17 protein-coding genes and 1 tRNA gene are annotated in these 15,389 nt (G+C 45.6%); 11 read left to right on the top strand and 7 right to left on the bottom strand.

Annotated features, from left to right (window positions below):
• From AZI85_RS09675 to AZI85_RS09660, 4 genes are all read left to right on the top strand, one after another.
• Nucleotides 1-221 (top strand): heavy-metal-associated domain-containing protein (locus AZI85_RS09675; RefSeq protein WP_172795326.1); only part of this gene is annotated, 221 nt, incomplete at its 5' end.
• The gene (locus AZI85_RS09670; protein ID WP_063243888.1) at nucleotides 199-576 is read left to right on the top strand and encodes a hypothetical protein; all 378 of its coding nucleotides are present in this window, start codon (nucleotides 199-201) and stop codon (nucleotides 574-576) included. The genes AZI85_RS09675 and AZI85_RS09670, both read left to right, overlap by 23 nt.
• Nucleotides 577-689: 113 nt before the next feature.
• Nucleotides 690-2,756, top strand: coding sequence for a sodium-translocating pyrophosphatase (locus tag AZI85_RS09665; RefSeq protein WP_063243887.1), 2,067 nt, complete (start codon nucleotides 690-692; stop codon nucleotides 2,754-2,756).
• Between the two features lie 233 nt (nucleotides 2,757-2,989).
• Complete coding sequence (locus AZI85_RS09660) at nucleotides 2,990-3,511, top strand: hypothetical protein (protein ID WP_063243886.1); 522 nt, start codon at nucleotides 2,990-2,992, stop codon at nucleotides 3,509-3,511.
• Nucleotides 3,512-3,519: 8 nt separating this feature from the next.
• On the opposite strand, the gene AZI85_RS09655 is transcribed toward AZI85_RS09660, so the two are convergent.
• Nucleotides 3,520-3,792, bottom strand: coding sequence for a TMEM165/GDT1 family protein (locus tag AZI85_RS09655; protein ID WP_063209804.1), 273 nt, complete (start codon nucleotides 3,790-3,792; stop codon nucleotides 3,520-3,522).
• 85 nt (nucleotides 3,793-3,877) lie between these two features.
• Between AZI85_RS09655 and AZI85_RS09650 the strand changes: the two genes are divergently transcribed.
• The 3 genes from AZI85_RS09650 (at nucleotide 3,878) to AZI85_RS09640 (ending at nucleotide 6,236) form a co-directional block, all read left to right on the top strand.
• Nucleotides 3,878-4,471 carry an exopolysaccharide biosynthesis protein gene (locus AZI85_RS09650; RefSeq protein ID WP_253720934.1) on the top strand — a complete coding sequence of 198 codons (594 nt, stop codon included), beginning with the start codon at nucleotides 3,878-3,880 and terminating at the stop codon, nucleotides 4,469-4,471.
• Nucleotides 4,472-4,577: 106 nt separating this feature from the next.
• A complete protein-coding gene (locus AZI85_RS09645) occupies nucleotides 4,578-4,961 on the top strand; it encodes a cysteine rich repeat-containing protein (protein WP_063243884.1) in 384 nt (127 codons plus the stop codon).
• Between the two features lie 18 nt (nucleotides 4,962-4,979).
• Nucleotides 4,980-6,236 (top strand): MFS transporter, encoded by a 1,257-nt coding sequence (locus AZI85_RS09640; protein WP_063243883.1) that lies wholly within the window; start codon nucleotides 4,980-4,982, stop codon nucleotides 6,234-6,236.
• Here AZI85_RS09640 and tsaA read toward each other — a convergent pair.
• The 4 genes from tsaA to AZI85_RS09620 are packed head-to-tail and all read right to left on the bottom strand — an operon-like array spanning nucleotide 6,205 to nucleotide 10,593.
• Nucleotides 6,205-6,984: a tRNA (N6-threonylcarbamoyladenosine(37)-N6)-methyltransferase TrmO gene (gene tsaA / locus AZI85_RS09635; protein ID WP_063243882.1), complete on the bottom strand. Its 780-nt coding sequence runs from the start codon at nucleotides 6,982-6,984 to the stop codon at nucleotides 6,205-6,207. The genes AZI85_RS09640 and tsaA overlap by 32 nt on opposite strands.
• Entirely contained in the window at nucleotides 6,969-7,748 is a 780-nt protein-coding gene (locus AZI85_RS09630) for an RNA methyltransferase (protein WP_063243881.1), read from the bottom strand. The genes tsaA and AZI85_RS09630 overlap by 16 nt, the downstream gene beginning before the upstream one ends.
• The gene (gene metG / locus AZI85_RS09625) at nucleotides 7,748-9,811 is read right to left on the bottom strand and encodes a methionine--tRNA ligase (protein ID WP_063243880.1); all 2,064 of its coding nucleotides are present in this window, start codon (nucleotides 9,809-9,811) and stop codon (nucleotides 7,748-7,750) included. Before metG ends, AZI85_RS09630 begins: the two co-directional genes overlap by 1 nt.
• A 17-nt stretch (nucleotides 9,812-9,828) precedes the next feature.
• A complete protein-coding gene (locus AZI85_RS09620; protein WP_063243890.1) occupies nucleotides 9,829-10,593 on the bottom strand; it encodes a carbonic anhydrase in 765 nt (254 codons plus the stop codon).
• 120 nt (nucleotides 10,594-10,713) lie between these two features.
• Between AZI85_RS09620 and AZI85_RS09615 the strand changes: the two genes are divergently transcribed.
• Complete coding sequence (locus tag AZI85_RS09615; protein WP_063243879.1) at nucleotides 10,714-11,688, top strand: aminotransferase class IV; 975 nt, start codon at nucleotides 10,714-10,716, stop codon at nucleotides 11,686-11,688.
• On the opposite strand, the gene AZI85_RS09610 is transcribed toward AZI85_RS09615, so the two are convergent.
• Nucleotides 11,685-12,728, bottom strand: a complete 1,044-nt coding sequence (locus AZI85_RS09610; protein ID WP_063243878.1) for a rod shape-determining protein — start codon at nucleotides 12,726-12,728, stop codon at nucleotides 11,685-11,687. The genes AZI85_RS09615 and AZI85_RS09610 overlap by 4 nt on opposite strands.
• 2 nt (nucleotides 12,729-12,730) lie before the next feature.
• Nucleotides 12,731-13,390, bottom strand: a complete 660-nt coding sequence (locus tag AZI85_RS09605; RefSeq protein ID WP_253720933.1) for a hypothetical protein — start codon at nucleotides 13,388-13,390, stop codon at nucleotides 12,731-12,733.
• Between the two features lie 46 nt (nucleotides 13,391-13,436).
• On the opposite strand from AZI85_RS09605, the gene AZI85_RS09600 reads away from it, so the two are divergent.
• From AZI85_RS09600 to AZI85_RS09590, 3 genes are all read left to right on the top strand, one after another.
• A complete protein-coding gene (locus AZI85_RS09600) occupies nucleotides 13,437-14,204 on the top strand; it encodes a glycosyltransferase family 2 protein (RefSeq protein ID WP_253720932.1) in 768 nt (255 codons plus the stop codon).
• Nucleotides 14,179-15,150: a hypothetical protein gene (locus AZI85_RS09595; protein ID WP_155723980.1), complete on the top strand. Its 972-nt coding sequence runs from the start codon at nucleotides 14,179-14,181 to the stop codon at nucleotides 15,148-15,150. Before AZI85_RS09600 ends, AZI85_RS09595 begins: the two co-directional genes overlap by 26 nt.
• 83 nt (nucleotides 15,151-15,233) lie before the next feature.
• Nucleotides 15,234-15,309 (top strand) — tRNA-His (locus tag AZI85_RS09590).
• Nucleotides 15,310-15,389 lie beyond the last annotated feature (80 nt).

Below are 15,389 nucleotides of genomic sequence, written 5' to 3'. Positions count from 1 at the left end.
CCGGCGAAGTTGAAACTGTGGGTGTGAAGGGAATGGTGTGTTCTTTCTGTGCTCAAGGTATTACTAAAAAATTCAAAGAACAGCCTGAAGTCGCCGACGTGCAGGTGAGTCTTGAAAATAAATTCGTAAAGCTGACATACAAAGACGGACAAAAACTATCTCACGATAAAATTTCGACTCTTTTAAAAGAGGCGGGTTATGAAGTCTCTTTCAGCAAATAAGTTTTTCACTTTCCTGACGCTTTTTGGATCCGCGGGGACTTTGATCTGTTGCGCGCTTCCGGCTCTTTTAGTGAGCTTAGGTTTAGGGGCTGTGCTTGCGGGCTTGGCTTCTGAAGTTCCAGGGTTGATTTGGGTTTCCGAAAATAAACTCGAAGTTTTTATTTTTGCTGGAGCCATGCTCGCATTGAATGGTTTTTGGATTTGGAAGAACCGCAACGCCCCGTGTCCGCTCGATCCGAAGCTTCGAGATGCCTGTATTTCAGGCAGAAAATTCTCAATCCGCGTCTATATTCTTTCTCTGGTGGTTTTTCTTACCGGATTCTTCTTCGCTTTCATCGCTCCAAATCTCTTATAATGCACCGCACTTCTTATAGAAGTACGGTGTACTCTCCATTGACTAATTGCAATGAACTCAGGTACCTCTAAGTCTTCGTAATTTAAACGAGAAATCAAACACGGAGTGCAACAATGTTTAGTGAATCTTTACTGATTTCTCCGGCTATTGCTGGGGTTGTTGGTTTGTTCGTTGCTTTGGCTCTTTACCTTCGCGTGAAGGCACAGCCTGCAGGCAATGAAACTATGAATCGCATCGCGACTTACGTTCGTGAAGGCTCAATGGCTTTCTTGGTTCGTGAGTACAAAGTTCTTTTCGTCTACGCGATCGTCGTGGGCGCAGCTCTTGCTTTTGCATTGGGCGGAATCGCAGCAGGATCTTTTGTTCTTGGTGCTTTCTTGTCTTTGCTTGCAGGCTTCTTCGGTATGAAAGCTGCGACTTATGCAAACGTTCGTACTTCTCAAGCAGCAGCAGGTGGCTCTAAAGCCGCAGCTCTTCTAGTGGCACTTGATGGTGGCGCGGTGATGGGTCTTTCTGTTGCAGGTCTTGGTCTTATCGGTCTTGGTGTTCTTTACTGGATTTTCCAAGGACAAGAGACATTGGGAACAATTCTTCACTCTTTCGCGGTGGGCGCTTCTTCAATCGCTCTTTTCGCTCGTATCGGTGGTGGTATCTATACTAAAGCCGCTGACGTGGGTGCGGATATCGCGGGTAAAGTTGTTGAGAACATTCCTGAAGACGATCCTCGCAACCCAGGCGTTATCGCTGATAACGTGGGTGACAACGTAGGTGACGTTGCTGGTATGGGCGCGGATATCTATGAGTCGATGGTTGCGGCTATCGTTTCTGCAATGGCGATTGCTTTGACAATCCCTGCAGACGCTTTGACGACGTTGATGCCTTCTGCGGAAGCTGAAACTGTTCGTATCACAGGCGTGGCTTTGCCTCTTCTTCTTTCAACTTTGGGTCTTGTGATTTCAATCATCGTGATCTTTGCAGCGCGCGCTTTCAAACACGGCAAGCCTGCAACAGTTCTTCGTAACGCTTTGATTGTTCCACCAATCCTTTTGACAATCGCATCGTATATCTTGATGCCAATGTTCGGTATCAGCCAATCTGTAACTGTAGCTTTGGCTGCGGGTGCATTCGGTGGTGCCTTGATCGGTCTTATCACTGAGTACTACACAGCGGCTCGTCCAATCCGTCTAGTTGCTGAAGCAGCTTTGACTGGTGCGGGTACTGGTGTAATCCGTGGTCTTGCAGTAGGTATGGAATCTACAGCGATCCCAATGTTGATCGTTGTTATCGCGGCTTACGTTGCAGACCAAGCTTTGGGTCTTTATGGTATCGCTCTTTCTGCAGTAGGTATGTTGGCAGGTACAGCAGTTGTTATGACTGTGGATGCTTACGGTCCTATCGCGGATAATGCCGGTGGTATCTCTGAAATGTCAGGTCTTGGTAAAAACGTTCGCGACATCACTGACGAACTAGATGCCGTTGGTAACACAACAGCAGCTATCGGTAAGGGTTTTGCGATCGGTTCTGCGATCTTGACAGTTCTTGCTCTATTCTCTGCATTCAACATGGAAGTAAACCATGTGCGTGAAAAAGCAGGTCTTGCGAAGATGTCTTTGGATCTAACTTCTTCGGGAGTTTTGATCGGTATCTTGCTTGGTTCTATTCTTCCATTCCTAGTTGGTTCTACAACTATGACTGCGGTAGGTAAGGCTGCGCAAAAAATCGTAAAAGAAATTGCTCGTCAATTTAAAGAAATCCCAGGCCTTCGTGAAGGTAAAGCAGAACCACAACCAGCTAAGATCGTAGACATCGCGACTCAAGCCGCTTTGTTTGAAATGATCTTGCCAGGTATGATCGCGGTTCTTGCGCCAGTTCTTGTTGGTTTCATCTTAGGCCCTCAAGCTCTTGCAGGTCTTCTTGCAGGTGGTTTGGCTGTAGGTGCGACAATGTCTCTTTACATGGCAAACGCTGGTGGAGCATGGGACAACGCTAAGAAATTCATCGAAAAAGGTGGATTGCCAGGTCATCCAAAAGGTTCCGATGCTCACAAAGCAGCGGTTGTTGGTGACACTGTCGGTGACCCGTTCAAAGACACTTCTGGTCCTGGTATCGCTATCTTGATCAAAGTTATGTCTGTCGTTTCATTGTTGATCGCTCAATTGATCGCAACAATCGGCGGCTAAGCGGCGGCAGCCGGCAGAGCTGAAGCGCCTTCAGGCGCGTAAGCTGAAGCAGCACCAGCGGCAGGCCGCAGAGTGAAGGGCGCCTCGCGCGCCCGAAACTGAAGCAGCTTCCGGAACTAAAAACCCCAAGTCTCCTAGACCTGGGGTTTTTTATTTCTGCGTCCACACTCGACGAACCTCTAATTTCGTCGTTCAAAGAATGACAAGAAATTCTCATATATTTATAAAAGGGTATGAGCTTTCTTCGTCCGGCACTTCCGTTAATTCTTTTTGCTCTATTTCTATCTTCTTGTGGAGAACTGACTTCGTCGATTTCTGCGACGGATTCTTGGATCCCTGAATCCTTCTATTATAAAACTTTAGGTACTTGCGAAGAGGGCATCAGCTTTCCTGTTCTTATCGGGGCAGGAACACAGCTTTGGACAGACCCTGCACAAGTGCGAGTGGCGCAGACCGAAGTTTTTCTAAAGAAAAACAAAACGTTTACAGCGCGATACCGAGAATTTGATTTTAACACTCAGCTTTTTGAAAAGAACTTCGATTCCACTTACACGCTTGATCACAAGAATAAAGAGATTCATCTGAAGGGGTTAGGGACGGCGAAAATCGCTTACACGACACGGGGTCGTCCATATATGCGTTTGATCTATGGACAGAATTTCAACTCCACATTTTTGATGGGAAACACTGGGGATTTCTATCTCTATCGCGGGTTCAAGGGTGTGAATGAGTCCCGCGAAGATTACTGTCATTAGGCTTAAAGTTATCCTTTAGCTGTCAGAACCCAAATACCGACAAGAATAAATAAAGTTCCAGAAACGTATTTCATGATTTGGGGGCTTAATAAAGTCCCCAGGAATTTACCAAAAATCACGCCTAAAATTCCCGCAAGGCCCAAAGCAAGCACAACGGCAATCATGACCGTCATTGTGGATTTGGTCTGTGAAGAAGCAGCCAAAGCCGCAAACTGCGTTTTGTCACCCATTTCGGCCAGAAAAATAGTGATAAAAGTGCTCGCAAAAATCTTCCAATCCATACCAAGTCCTTTAAAATAAACGAAGCCGCAAAGGCGGCTAAAACTGAAAGCATATTGATAAAATCGGACGGGTGGGAAAGCAAGTTTGAAAAGCCGTTTTATTACTGCCATGGATCTTTTGCAGGCAGAAGCAGCTAAGGGTGACTTAACGTTGCGCCGGATCTTTCAATTATTGGGAGAAGAGGGGCATGCGATGCTCATGCTTTTTCTGAGCCTTCCTTTTCTTCAACCGATTCCCATCCCGGGTCTATCAACTCCACTGGGTTTTCTGATTGCGGTAGTTGCGATTTTTCTTTATCGCAACAAACCACCTTGGTTGCCTGAGCGCTTTGAAAACTTAAAGGTCTCGGCCGACGTTCTTCTGAAGGTTTCCGAGGTGGCGGAGAAAATCTGGGGTTATGCGGTAAAGATCGTAAAGCAACGTCTAGTCTTTTTGCACGATCATTGGTTTTTTAGATCCATCAATCTTTTGGTATTTGTGACGAACTCTTTGCTTCTGTCACTGCCACTTCCAATTCCATTTTCAAACACCGTCCCGGTCGTCGGAATCATTCTGTGCGCTATTGGTCACATGGAAAAAGACGGTGTTTTTATCCTTTTAAGCTACTTGTGGTGTCTTATAGTTGCATCCTTCTTCGCAACTTTAACCATGGGAGCCGTTCACTTTACGATCAACTAACGAAGGTCTAGCTAAATTCAGACGTCATAACAAAGGACCATAGGACCTCAATCCCTTTGTGCGCGCGGAAAAGCTGCTGCTACAATCTGATTCTAAAGGAGTCAGCATGAATAAGTACGTTGCGGTATGTGTGATGGTTCTGGGAATGACGTCGTTTGCTCAAGCTCATCAAAATGGTGGCGGAGCTTGCGATAAAGATCGCGAGTCTCTGTGTGCGGGAGTAGAGCCCGGCGGTGGAAGAATCGCAAAATGTCTTCATGAAAATAAAGAGAAGGTGTCAGCAGAGTGTAAAGCGCATCTTGAAAGTGCCAGAGAAAAATTGGCAGATATGAAAGAAGCCTGTCACGAAGAAGCTGAAAAGTACTGTGGAGATGTGAAGCCTGGAAAAGGGCGCATCTTAAAGTGCATGAAAGAACATAAAGATAAACTTTCTGCTGCCTGCAAAGAAGAAATCGCATCAGCAAAAGAAATGCGTAAAAAACGTAAATAAGGAATTTAGTAAGTCTTCATGAGAGAAAAAAGTCTTCGGCTAAGTTTGATTGATGCTTTCCTTTGTTCTCTCATGGTTGGAGCCGGTGAAACCTATTTACCGGCGTATTCACTATCTATCGGCATGGGCGAAGTCTTCGCCGGTATTCTTGCCAGTCTTCCCATTGTCAGCGGAGCCATTTTACAACTGATCACTCCACGCGGTCTGCAAAGAGTGCAATCGCATAAGCACTGGGTTGTTGCATCCAGCGTGATGCAGGCGTTGACGTTCATTCCATTGATTTATTTTTCAGCGACGCGCGCTCCAAACTTCTGGACGCTTTTCATTATTCTGACACTTTATTGGGGATCGGGTTTTTCTTCTGGTCTTGCTTGGAACTACTGGATGGGGCGCTTAGTGCAAGTCGATGAAGGAAATGCTTTCTTCGCCAAACGCGCTCGCATTTCTCAGCTTGGAATCTTGGTAGGTCTTATCGGGGGCGGTTTAGCTCTGAACTACAAAGTAGAGTTAGGGCCCTTCTCTTCCGTCTTCACATTATTATTTTTATTCGCGGCGACTTGTCGTTTGATGTCATCAGCGATTCTTTCTTCGCAGTGGTTTGATCCCGAGTGGAGAAGTGAACCCCGCTTAGGGTTTCGCGCTTCTTGGAATGTTTTCTGGGCAAACACGCAGAAAAGACAGTTTTTCTTTTATCTCGTTCCGTTTCAAGCGGCGGTTTTTGTTTCATCTCCCTTCGTAACACCTTATATGCTGGCGCAAGTGAAGATGGACTATGGCCAGTATATGATAGCGATTGCTCTTTTGTTTGTTGGTAAGATTGTCGCTTTAAGTGCCATTGAAAAATTCAGAGGTAAAACTTCAGGATTTAATCTATTACTATTTGGGGCCGGTGCCATTGTCCCATTGCCTGCGATGTGGGCCCTTAGTAGTGGAGCAGGCTTTATTTACTTCCTTCAACTGATCAGTGGTTTTGCGTGGGCTTTTGTGGAAGTTGGTCTTTCTTTGATCTTCTTTAAAGACTTAAAGCAGGAAGAAAAAGTTCCGGTACTCACAGTTTACAATCTTTTAAACTCGGTCGCGATCATTCTGGGAACTTATATGGGTGGTAAAGTCCTTTGGTTCTTAGGAGAAAAAGTAACAAGCTACTATGCGGTCTTTATCTTAGGTTCAGTCAGCAGAGGTTTGGGTTTCTTGCCTCTTTATTTACTTTTGAAAAACCAAGTCTTCGGTCAAACAGCGGCGGTTACGGACGAGCAGACGGAAAAAGCTTCTTAAATTCTTTGTGAATGGATTTATCGTGATAAGTGTCTTCGCTCGCCGCGAGGTCACTTTCGCTATAACCAGAAAAAATCTTATAGACTTCCACAGTGTGTTCCTGAACCGTAAAAGCCGCACGCCACGTGCGATAGGCGATGACAAAGTGATCTTCAAAAGCTTTCACGCGCTTTTTCTTTGAGTTGGTGGGTTCAAACTCCAGTTGATGTAAGATGAAGCCGCGAAGTTGTTCAACGCCGGCGTTATCAAGCCATTCTAGCTGCTCTAAAGCCTCGCCAGTGAACGAAACTGTGTATTTACTAGCATCAGCTAGCCACGCGGGTTCAACGCCAGGAAATGAATCTGCATAAGCGACGTAAGGTTTAATATCTAAAACTGGTGTGCCATCTAAGATATCTGCTGCTTCAACGTAAATTTTTAATTTCTCAATACGTTTGATTTTTACACAGCTCATGCCGATGCCGTTCGGGCGGTAAGGGGAGCGAGTGGCAAAGACACCGATCTTAGTCGTTCTTCCTCGCGGTGGAAGAACCATCGGGTTCCAATGATTATTGTGATGAAAATGAAAGATCACCCAAATATGGGAGCAGCCTTCAAGGCCGATCAGGGCTTGTTCAAAGTTTTCACCAGCAGAAAGTTCGATGACGCCTTCTGAGTGGAATTCATCTGTCTGTCTTCCAGCTTCGTAGGGCTCTTTTTGCGAACTGTGAAAGACGCCAATGGGAGTGATGCTTATTTGTTGCGCCATTGCCTCATCCATTCAAAGCCAGCAATAGCTGCCGTTACTCCGACGTTCAGGGAATTTTTTCTTCCGCGTAAAGGAATGATGCGAACTTCATCGATAACTTTTAAAATTTCTGGATCAAGCCCAAAGCGTTCGTTCCCTACAACAAAAGCTGTAGGTTCAAGTTCAAAGCTTTCAAAAAGATCTACAGCACTGGCTGCCGTTTCTAAAGCGACGATGCGATAGCCTTCATCTTTAAGTTCTTCAAGGCATTCTAAAAGCTTTGGTGACTCTTCCCAGGCTAGATATTCTTGCGTGCCCATCGCGGTCTTTTCGACCTTCCACTGCGTGGGGTTGGGCGTGTAACCGCAAAGATAAATTTTTTGAGCCCCTAAGCATTCCGCCGTTCTAAAGATAGAACCGACGTTAAAAGCGGATCGAATATTATCCAAAACAAAAACCAAGGGGAGAGGTTCCGACGTACTTTCCGACTTGTCGTTTTCAAGGACTAAGAAATCATCGTCTTGTAAATTCTTATGCAGAAGGCGTTCAAAAGGAATAATGTAAGAAACGAAATGCTTTAAAGTCATTCCATCCACTAGATGCTTTTGTAGATCCGCTAGGCGAGAAACATTGGGATTTTCCGAAAACTTGAGTTCCGAAATTTTATTTTTTAATTCCGCTAAAGACGAAGGATCAAAAGAAAAATCCCCCGAGGATTTTTCCAACGCTAGAAACAGTCGATGGATTTCTTCGAGGGATTTTTTATCTTGAGCGGAAAGTGCCATTATTTAACTCGTTGGCCGACTTGCGCGCCGTCGTCAGCAGCTAGGACGAATAAGTCACTGCCACCACTTCCTGCCGCAAGCACCATGCCTTCAGACATACCGAACTTCATTTTGCGTGGTTTTAAGTTCACGCAAACTAGAATCTTGCGACCTAGAAGTTGTTCAGGTTTATAAGCGGACTTAATACCCGCGATGATCTGACGAACTTGGCCATCACCAATATCCACCTTCAAACGAAGAAGTTTGTCGGCTTCTTTGATCTCTTCGGCTTCGATCACTTGACCAATGCGCAAATCCACTTTTTCAAAATCAGCAAATTCAATTTCAGCAGGGCGGTCGCCATTACGGTCTTCCGTTTTAGCAGCAGCCGGAGCCGCCTTCGGAGCCGTCGAAGTCGCCTTCTTCGCCGCTTGAATTTCTTCGTTGATCTTACGACTTTCTTCGACCATGGCTTTGACTTTGTCAGCTTCCACGCGAGTCGCTAAGTGCTCATAGTCCGCGATAGGACGATTCGTAAGAACGGTATTGATGTCAGACCACTTGTAGTTTATTTCGCCCAAAAGCTTTTCCACTTTTTCCGTGTAGTACGGAAGAACCGGTTTTAGGTAAATCGCAAGAAGGCGGAACACGTTCAAAGTCGTTGTGATGACTTGTTTTGTTTCAACAGGATTAGCATCCAAAGTTTTCCATGGAGCTTTTTCGTCGAAATACTTATTCGCATCATCCGCTAAAGAACGGATTTCATTTAAAGCTTTCGCAAAATCACGAGCTTCGTAATGAGCCGCAATCGTATCGGCTTTTTTCTGCGCATGAGCGATTAAGTTAGCACCCTCTGTATCTGGAGTGCTCATCACGCCGTCCATCTTCTTTTTCAACATCTGGCCACCGCGAGAACCCAAGTTTGTGATTTTACCCACAAGCTCTGAATTCACGCGATTGACGAACTCTTCTAGATTCAAGTCGATGTCATCAACTGAACTGTTTAATTTAGTTGAATAGTAATAGCGAAGATATTCCGGATTTAAATGATTCAAGTAAGTGCGAGCGGCAATAAAGGTGCCTTTAGATTTAGACATCTTTTCGCCATTCACCATCAAGTGACCGTGAACAAAAACCTGATCCGGAGACCTAAAGCCTGCAGACTTTAAGAACGCCGGCCAGAAGATCGTGTGGAAGCGAGCGATGTCTTTGCCGATGAAGTGATATACTTCACGGCTTGGATCATCCCATACGTCTTTTAAAGACATATTGTTTTTCTTTGCCCATTGCTCTGTCGTGGACATATAGCCCATCGGAGCATCAACCCACACATAGAAGAATTTTTTATTATCTGTACCCGGAATCGCAAAGCCGAAGTAAGGCTCATCACGAGAGATATCTAAATCTAGAAGATCCTCATTAAACCACTCCAGCATCTTTTTAGAAATTTCTGGAGAACAATGTTTTGGAATCCACTCTTCAAGATATTTTTTGAAGTCATTCAATTTAAAGAAAATACTTTCACTGTCTTTAAGAACCGGAGTCGTCCCGCAAAGAGAGCAGTGAACCTCTTTCATATCACTTGGAGAATAAGTCGAGCCGCACACGTCACAAGAATCGCCATACTGTTCTTTAGCGCCGCACTTAGGACACGTGCCCTTCACGAAACGATCGGGAAGGAACATTTTGTCGTGGTTGCAATAAAGCTGCTGGATCAATTGCTTGCGAGTGTGACCGCCTTCTACCATTTTGTGATAGAAGTATTCACAAAGATTTTTATTCTCGACAGAGTTCGTTGAACCGTACAAAGAAAACTTCACTTGGAAATCCGCGAAGTCTTTCGTGTGTTCGTCATAACTTTTTGCAATCAGAGCTTCCGGAGTGATGCCTAGCTCGCGCGCTTTCACCATGATCGGAGTTCCGTGAGTGTCATCAGCGCAGATGTAAACACACTGATTGCCACGCATTTCTTGAAAGCGTGCCCAGAAATCGGCTTGAAGATACTCCACCAAGTGACCTAAGTGGATGTAGCCGTTGGCGTAGGGAAGAGCACAAGTTATGAGGATTTTACGGTTTTGGTTCATCGAATGCCTTTCAAGAATTAGCGCCAGTCCACGATTCCAGAATCAAGGTGGTAAATGGCCTGAACAACTTTTACCTCACCCGACGCAATGCCGTCACGCAGAAGTGCAGAGCGTTCAGCAAGTTCTTGAGTCACAGACTGCAATCCGCTGGAAGTTCTGCCGGTACCGCAAGACTCATGTCCCATCACAACGACAAGGTTTGAACCCAATTCGCCCACAGCGTATTCCGTGCTCGCAACGACATCTGGAGCAGCAGAAAGGTCCACGGTGCGGATCACGAAGATCTCGCCTAATTTTTGGTCAAAAATAACTTCTGGCGGAACGCGAGAATCGCTGCAAGTAAGAACTACGGCATGAGGTTTTTGACCCGCGACCAAACGCAAGCGGTCTTTTGCTGAAGCACCGTCAGCACGGAATTTGCCTTTAATGAAGCGAGTGTTTCCATTTTTAAGCCAACCCAAAGATTTTTCAGCAGCGACCGGGCCGGCTGCACGCGCCGTCGGTTCTTTGCCATGATTTGTAGAGATATGTTGAGCCGCAGCTGCCACAGCATCTTTCATCTCTTCCGCTTGAGCTTGCGCCGCTTCCATTTCTTGATCGTTCGGGCTTACTTTCGTGATCTCTTTAGGATCACTTGAAGTGGCTTCAGCGGGAGCTTCTTTTTGTCCGCCTTGTTGGTCCTTAAGTACGACTTTTGTATCTTGCTGTGGGGATCGGCGCATCAATGAAGAGCAGCCTGTCATAGTAAGTAAAATGACACCCGTGATGAAAGCTTTTAGCATTTTGTCCTCCGTCATGCTTTCCTTATTCTCAGGACCTCCATCGAGAGACGTCAATTTAAAAACAAAAAAACTTTTACCCTTAAAAAAGGAGCTGTCAGAATGTTTGCTGAGGAGACTATCATGTCCGTTGCAGTTCTTTCCCCCTCTGAAATTCAATCCAAACTTCAAGAGCGTGCTTACGCCGCACAAAAAACTTACTTAGCCATGTACAGCACTTGGTTGGGCGGTATTACGAAAGAGCCGGGGTTGATGACAGTCCCTATCGACGATCATTTGGTGCATCGTGGGGATGGGGTGTTTGAAGCAATCAAGGTCGTTGATGGCAAAGCCTTTCTTCTGCAAGAGCACTTAGAGCGTTTAGAGCTTTCCGCGGGTAAAATCGGTTTAAAACTTCCGATGCCTCTTGATGAAATGCGTGAAGTGATTTTTAGAACTGTTCAAGTGGCGAGTACAAAAAACGCTGTCTTGCGTCTTTATATCTCGCGTGGTCCGGGTGGTTTTACAACAAATCCTTATGAGTGTTTGGCGTCGCAAATGTATTTAGTCGTGACGGCTTATACTCCGTATTCTGAAGAAAGATACATCAATGGTGTGAGGGTGGGGCGCAGTCAGATTCCACCAAAAGACCCTTGGTTTGCGACGATTAAAACTTGCAACTACTTGCAAAATGTTTTGATGAAAAAAGAAAGTGTCGATCGCAAACTTGATTTTACGATTGGCGTAGATCCTCAAGGGTATTTGACGGAAAGCTCGACTGAAAACATTGTGATGATTGATAAGAATCGCACCTTGGTTCGCCCAAAACTTCGTCAGATCTTAAAAGGCACAACCATGATGCGCAGTTTTGAACTCGCAGAATCCCTTTTAGCTGCGGGTGCCTTAACGGGTATTCAGGAAAAAGATTTGACCGAGATGGATCTTTACGAAGCGCAGGAAGTGATGATGATTGGAACGACATTAGATGTTTTGCCGGTCACAGAATATGAAGGAAAGAAAATCGGGACGGGGAAGCAAGGTGTGGTCTCTGCACAGCTCTTACAGCTTCTGCGTGAAGATATGAAAAAGGGGCCGAAAGCGACCCCTGTTCCAGTTTAAACTTCCAGTTGAATCTTGTCTAAAAGCTCAGGGTCACTCAAGACAGCTTCGCCTCCGCGGGCGATGGCTGTCAGAGGGCTCTCTGCAATTCTGACCGGTAAACGCACTTCGTTTTGAATGCGCAAATCGAAATCGCGAATCAAGGCGCCACCGCCAGCCAGAACAACACCTCTTTCGATAATGTCAGAAACAAGCTCAGGCGGGGTGTGTTCTAAAGCGCGGTGAATTGCGTTGATAACTTCTTGAACAGAGTTATTCATTGCAAGTCCTACGTCTTCAGAGCTGACTTCCACTGTTTTATTCATTCCTGTATCAGCATCACGACCTGTGATTGTCGCTGACTTGATGTCTTTCTTCGGAACCGCTGTACCGATAGAGACTTTCAAATATTCCGCCGTCGTTTCAGAAATAATAAGCTTTTTGTATTTGCGGAAGTAATCAATGATCGAGTCGTCAATTTTATGACCACCCACGCGAGCGGCTTCACAGTAAACGATATCCGCAAGGGCAATAACTGCAACTTCCGTTGTGCCACCACCGATATCAATAATCATATTACCTTCAGCAGACTTGATATTAAGACCTGAACCAATCGCTGCGGCCATTGGCTCATCAATCAAGAAAACTTCTTTTGCGCCGGCCGCTTTACAAGATTGAATGACCGCTTTTTTTTCTACTTCCGTCACTCCGTAAGGCAAAGACACGACTACTCTTGGGCGAGAAAATGCAGATTTTACTCCCGGAGCAGAAAGAAAGTGTCTAAGCATCACTTCTGTTGTTTCAAAGTCCGCAATCACGCCATCACGAATCGGCTTTTGCGGAAAGATGCTGCCAGGATTATTCGCCAATTTTTCTTTGGCATCTGTTCCAACCGCGATCACTCTTTTTTTGCCAGGACTTGTTTGTTGGTACGCGATCAAAGAAGGCTCATTTAAAATGATGCCTTTGCCACGACCTGCGATCAAAGTGTTCGCGGTGCCGAGGTCGACGTACAAATCTGCGGCTGTTCCAGCTTCATCCCTAAATAACCAAGACAACATATTTATTTACCGAATCCTTTGTGGCTCTCAAATGGGAATGTAGCAAAAATCGAGATGTAAGAATAAGACTTATTCAACTCTAGGCCTAACTCCGCCCCTAAAGTCACTTGATTCCAATCGACGTAATGAAATTCTGTGCCGATTGCCAAGTTGGACGCTACGTAGTTTTCTTCTTTTGTGTTAAGGAACGTGAAAGGGATAGAGAAGTAGGGAACAGACATTCCGTACTCAGTATCAAACTTTTTGCTCAACATCGGTGCTAATTGCAGTTGAATTAAGTTTTCGTCTTCATCTCTGGCGATACCTGCACCGAAACGAAGTCCCATTGCGGGTTGATTGTCGACGTCAGGAATCGGGATCCACTTTGCACTTGCAAACGCATTGAAGTCCACAGCGCCTGCACCCATCGAAATACGACCGCTCATGGATTCATTGATAGCGGTGTCGAAGAAGACGTTGAAGTTTGCTCCGTTACCTTTGTTCGTTAGAAGTTGAGGTTCAACTCCCACTTGATATTTTCCTGGAGCCAGCAATTCTCCGGATTCAGCGATGCTCAAGTAGGCATGCGCCGAGGAACTTAAAAACAGACCTAAAACGAAGTATTTAGCAAATTTCATGAAATTAAAGCCTTTCAAAACATCCGATCTAAAAATGGTAGCCATTCGCGAATCGTTTGACAAGACCTTGATCCAAAGAGACCTTTAAGAAGTGACGAAACTTCCCATATCTCTAGTGATCATTACCTTAAATGAAGAGGCGCATATCGAGCGCTGCATTCGCTCCGTTCCCTTTGCCGACGATATTGTCGTGGTCGACAGCTTTTCGACGGATCGCACGGTAGAAATCGCCGAACGCTGTGGAGCCCGCGTGTTCCAGGAAAAATGGAAGGGGTTCGGTCCCCAAAAAGCCTTCGCAACAGCTCAAGCGAAAAACTCTTGGGTGTTGGCGCTCGATGCAGATGAAGCGTTAAGTCCCGAGCTTGCGGCAGAAATCTATGGCGGTTTTTCTGATTTGAATTCCGAGGCGGGGTATCTTTTCCCGCGCAAGTCCTATCATCTGGGACGTTGGATTTCTCACGGTGGTTGGTACCCTGACTATCAACTTCGCCTGTTTAATAAATCCATTTCTCAGTGGGATTCCGCGGACGTACACGAAAAAGTGCAAGTAAAGTTAAAGTTAAAAATGAAGCGCGATCTGCTTCATTGGGTCTTTGATGGGATCAGTGATCAGGTTCTTACCAACGACCGCTATTCCACGTTGGGAGCAAAAGAGCTTCTCGCGGCAGGGAAGAAGTTTTCTTACTTAAAGATGATCTTTAAGCCTTGGGGGAAGTTCGTTGAGACTTACTTCGTGAAAGCCGGTTTTCTAGATGGGCTCCCAGGTTTTATCATTGCTGTCGGGGCCTCTTACTCGCTGTTTTTAAAATTCGCCAAACTCTGGGAGATGGAACGTGCTCAGAAAAAGTCTTCTCAATAAATCTCTTCTTAGTCTTGTCTTTTTGGTTTTTGCGGAGGCCGCTTTGGCGGTCGCTCCGAAGTATCCCGCAATCCGTGAGTTTTACGGCCAAGTTTGGTTGACGGGGAAAGACGGCAAAAGAGCTTTGGTAAAAGGCCGTCAGGTTCTTCGCGAAAAAGCTCTTCTAGAAACCTCTTTATCTGGCCGAGTTAAAGTGGAACTTGATGAAAAGCGCAGTTTTATTCTGCTGGGTTCAGGCGAAGTTTTAATGCCGGTGATCAGTTGGGAGTCGGGTGAAGCTCCCGTTGTGATTCTTAAAAGCGGTGATCTTCATTGGAATCAGAAAGAAAAAGGCGCTTACAATATCGCTTTGCGTTCGGACCTTTTTGAGTTCCTGGCGATCCCGGGTGATTATGTTCTTTCAATTTATCCGCAAAAGGCCTTCACTGGTGTGAAGATGTTTGAAGGCACCATGGAGTTTTCAGCCCTCAACGGTGAAGAGTCCGTGACGGTAAAAAAAGGACAGCAAGCGGGTTTTCAAGGTGTGATTGAAAACGGCGAGATCTCTTACGATGTTCTTCTTAAAGGTAAGAAAATTCCCAAAGGTCGTCTGTTAGCGGTGACTCCGATTGATGCGGGGGAGTTGAATAAAGCTGCGGCCGATGAGAAAAAACGTCTTGATGGCATCGCGAAACTCAAAGCTCAAGAACAAGCGCGTCTTGCGAAATTAAAGCGCGAAGGTGTGATTTGCAGCCAGCCTGCAGGCAAATTCAATGAGTGCGTTTGGACGTGCGTGAATAATCCCAAGAAGGAAAAGAAGAACTGCCTGGTTCAAAACGAGGGCACTTCCTGTGTCCGCCGTCGCTGCAACGCCAACGGGGATTGGTCCGAAGAAACCACTTTGGATGCTGAAAAAGCCAGCATAGTTTGTAAGGCGCAACCGGTCGTAGCTACTTGTGATTATTAAGTTTTTCTGATTTTTTCAGTGGCCGGTAAATTTCCTGCTTGCTATTTCCACGACAAAATCCTATAAAGGTTCTTCCTTTTGTGGTGGGTATAGCTCAGTTGGTAGAGCATCGGATTGTGATTCCGAGTGTCGCGGGTTCAAGCCCCGTTACTCACCCCAATTTTTTTCTTCTCAAAAAATAAGCAAAACCGGATCTAACCGGGATCTATCCAATTAACTGGTTCTCTTCACGCAACTGT

Source organism: Bdellovibrio bacteriovorus (assembly GCF_001592755.1).
Lineage (GTDB): Bacteria > Bdellovibrionota > Bdellovibrionia > Bdellovibrionales > Bdellovibrionaceae > Bdellovibrio > Bdellovibrio bacteriovorus_E.
Note: the sequence above shows the minus strand (reverse complement) of the source record. Positions and strands in the feature narration are given on the sequence as shown.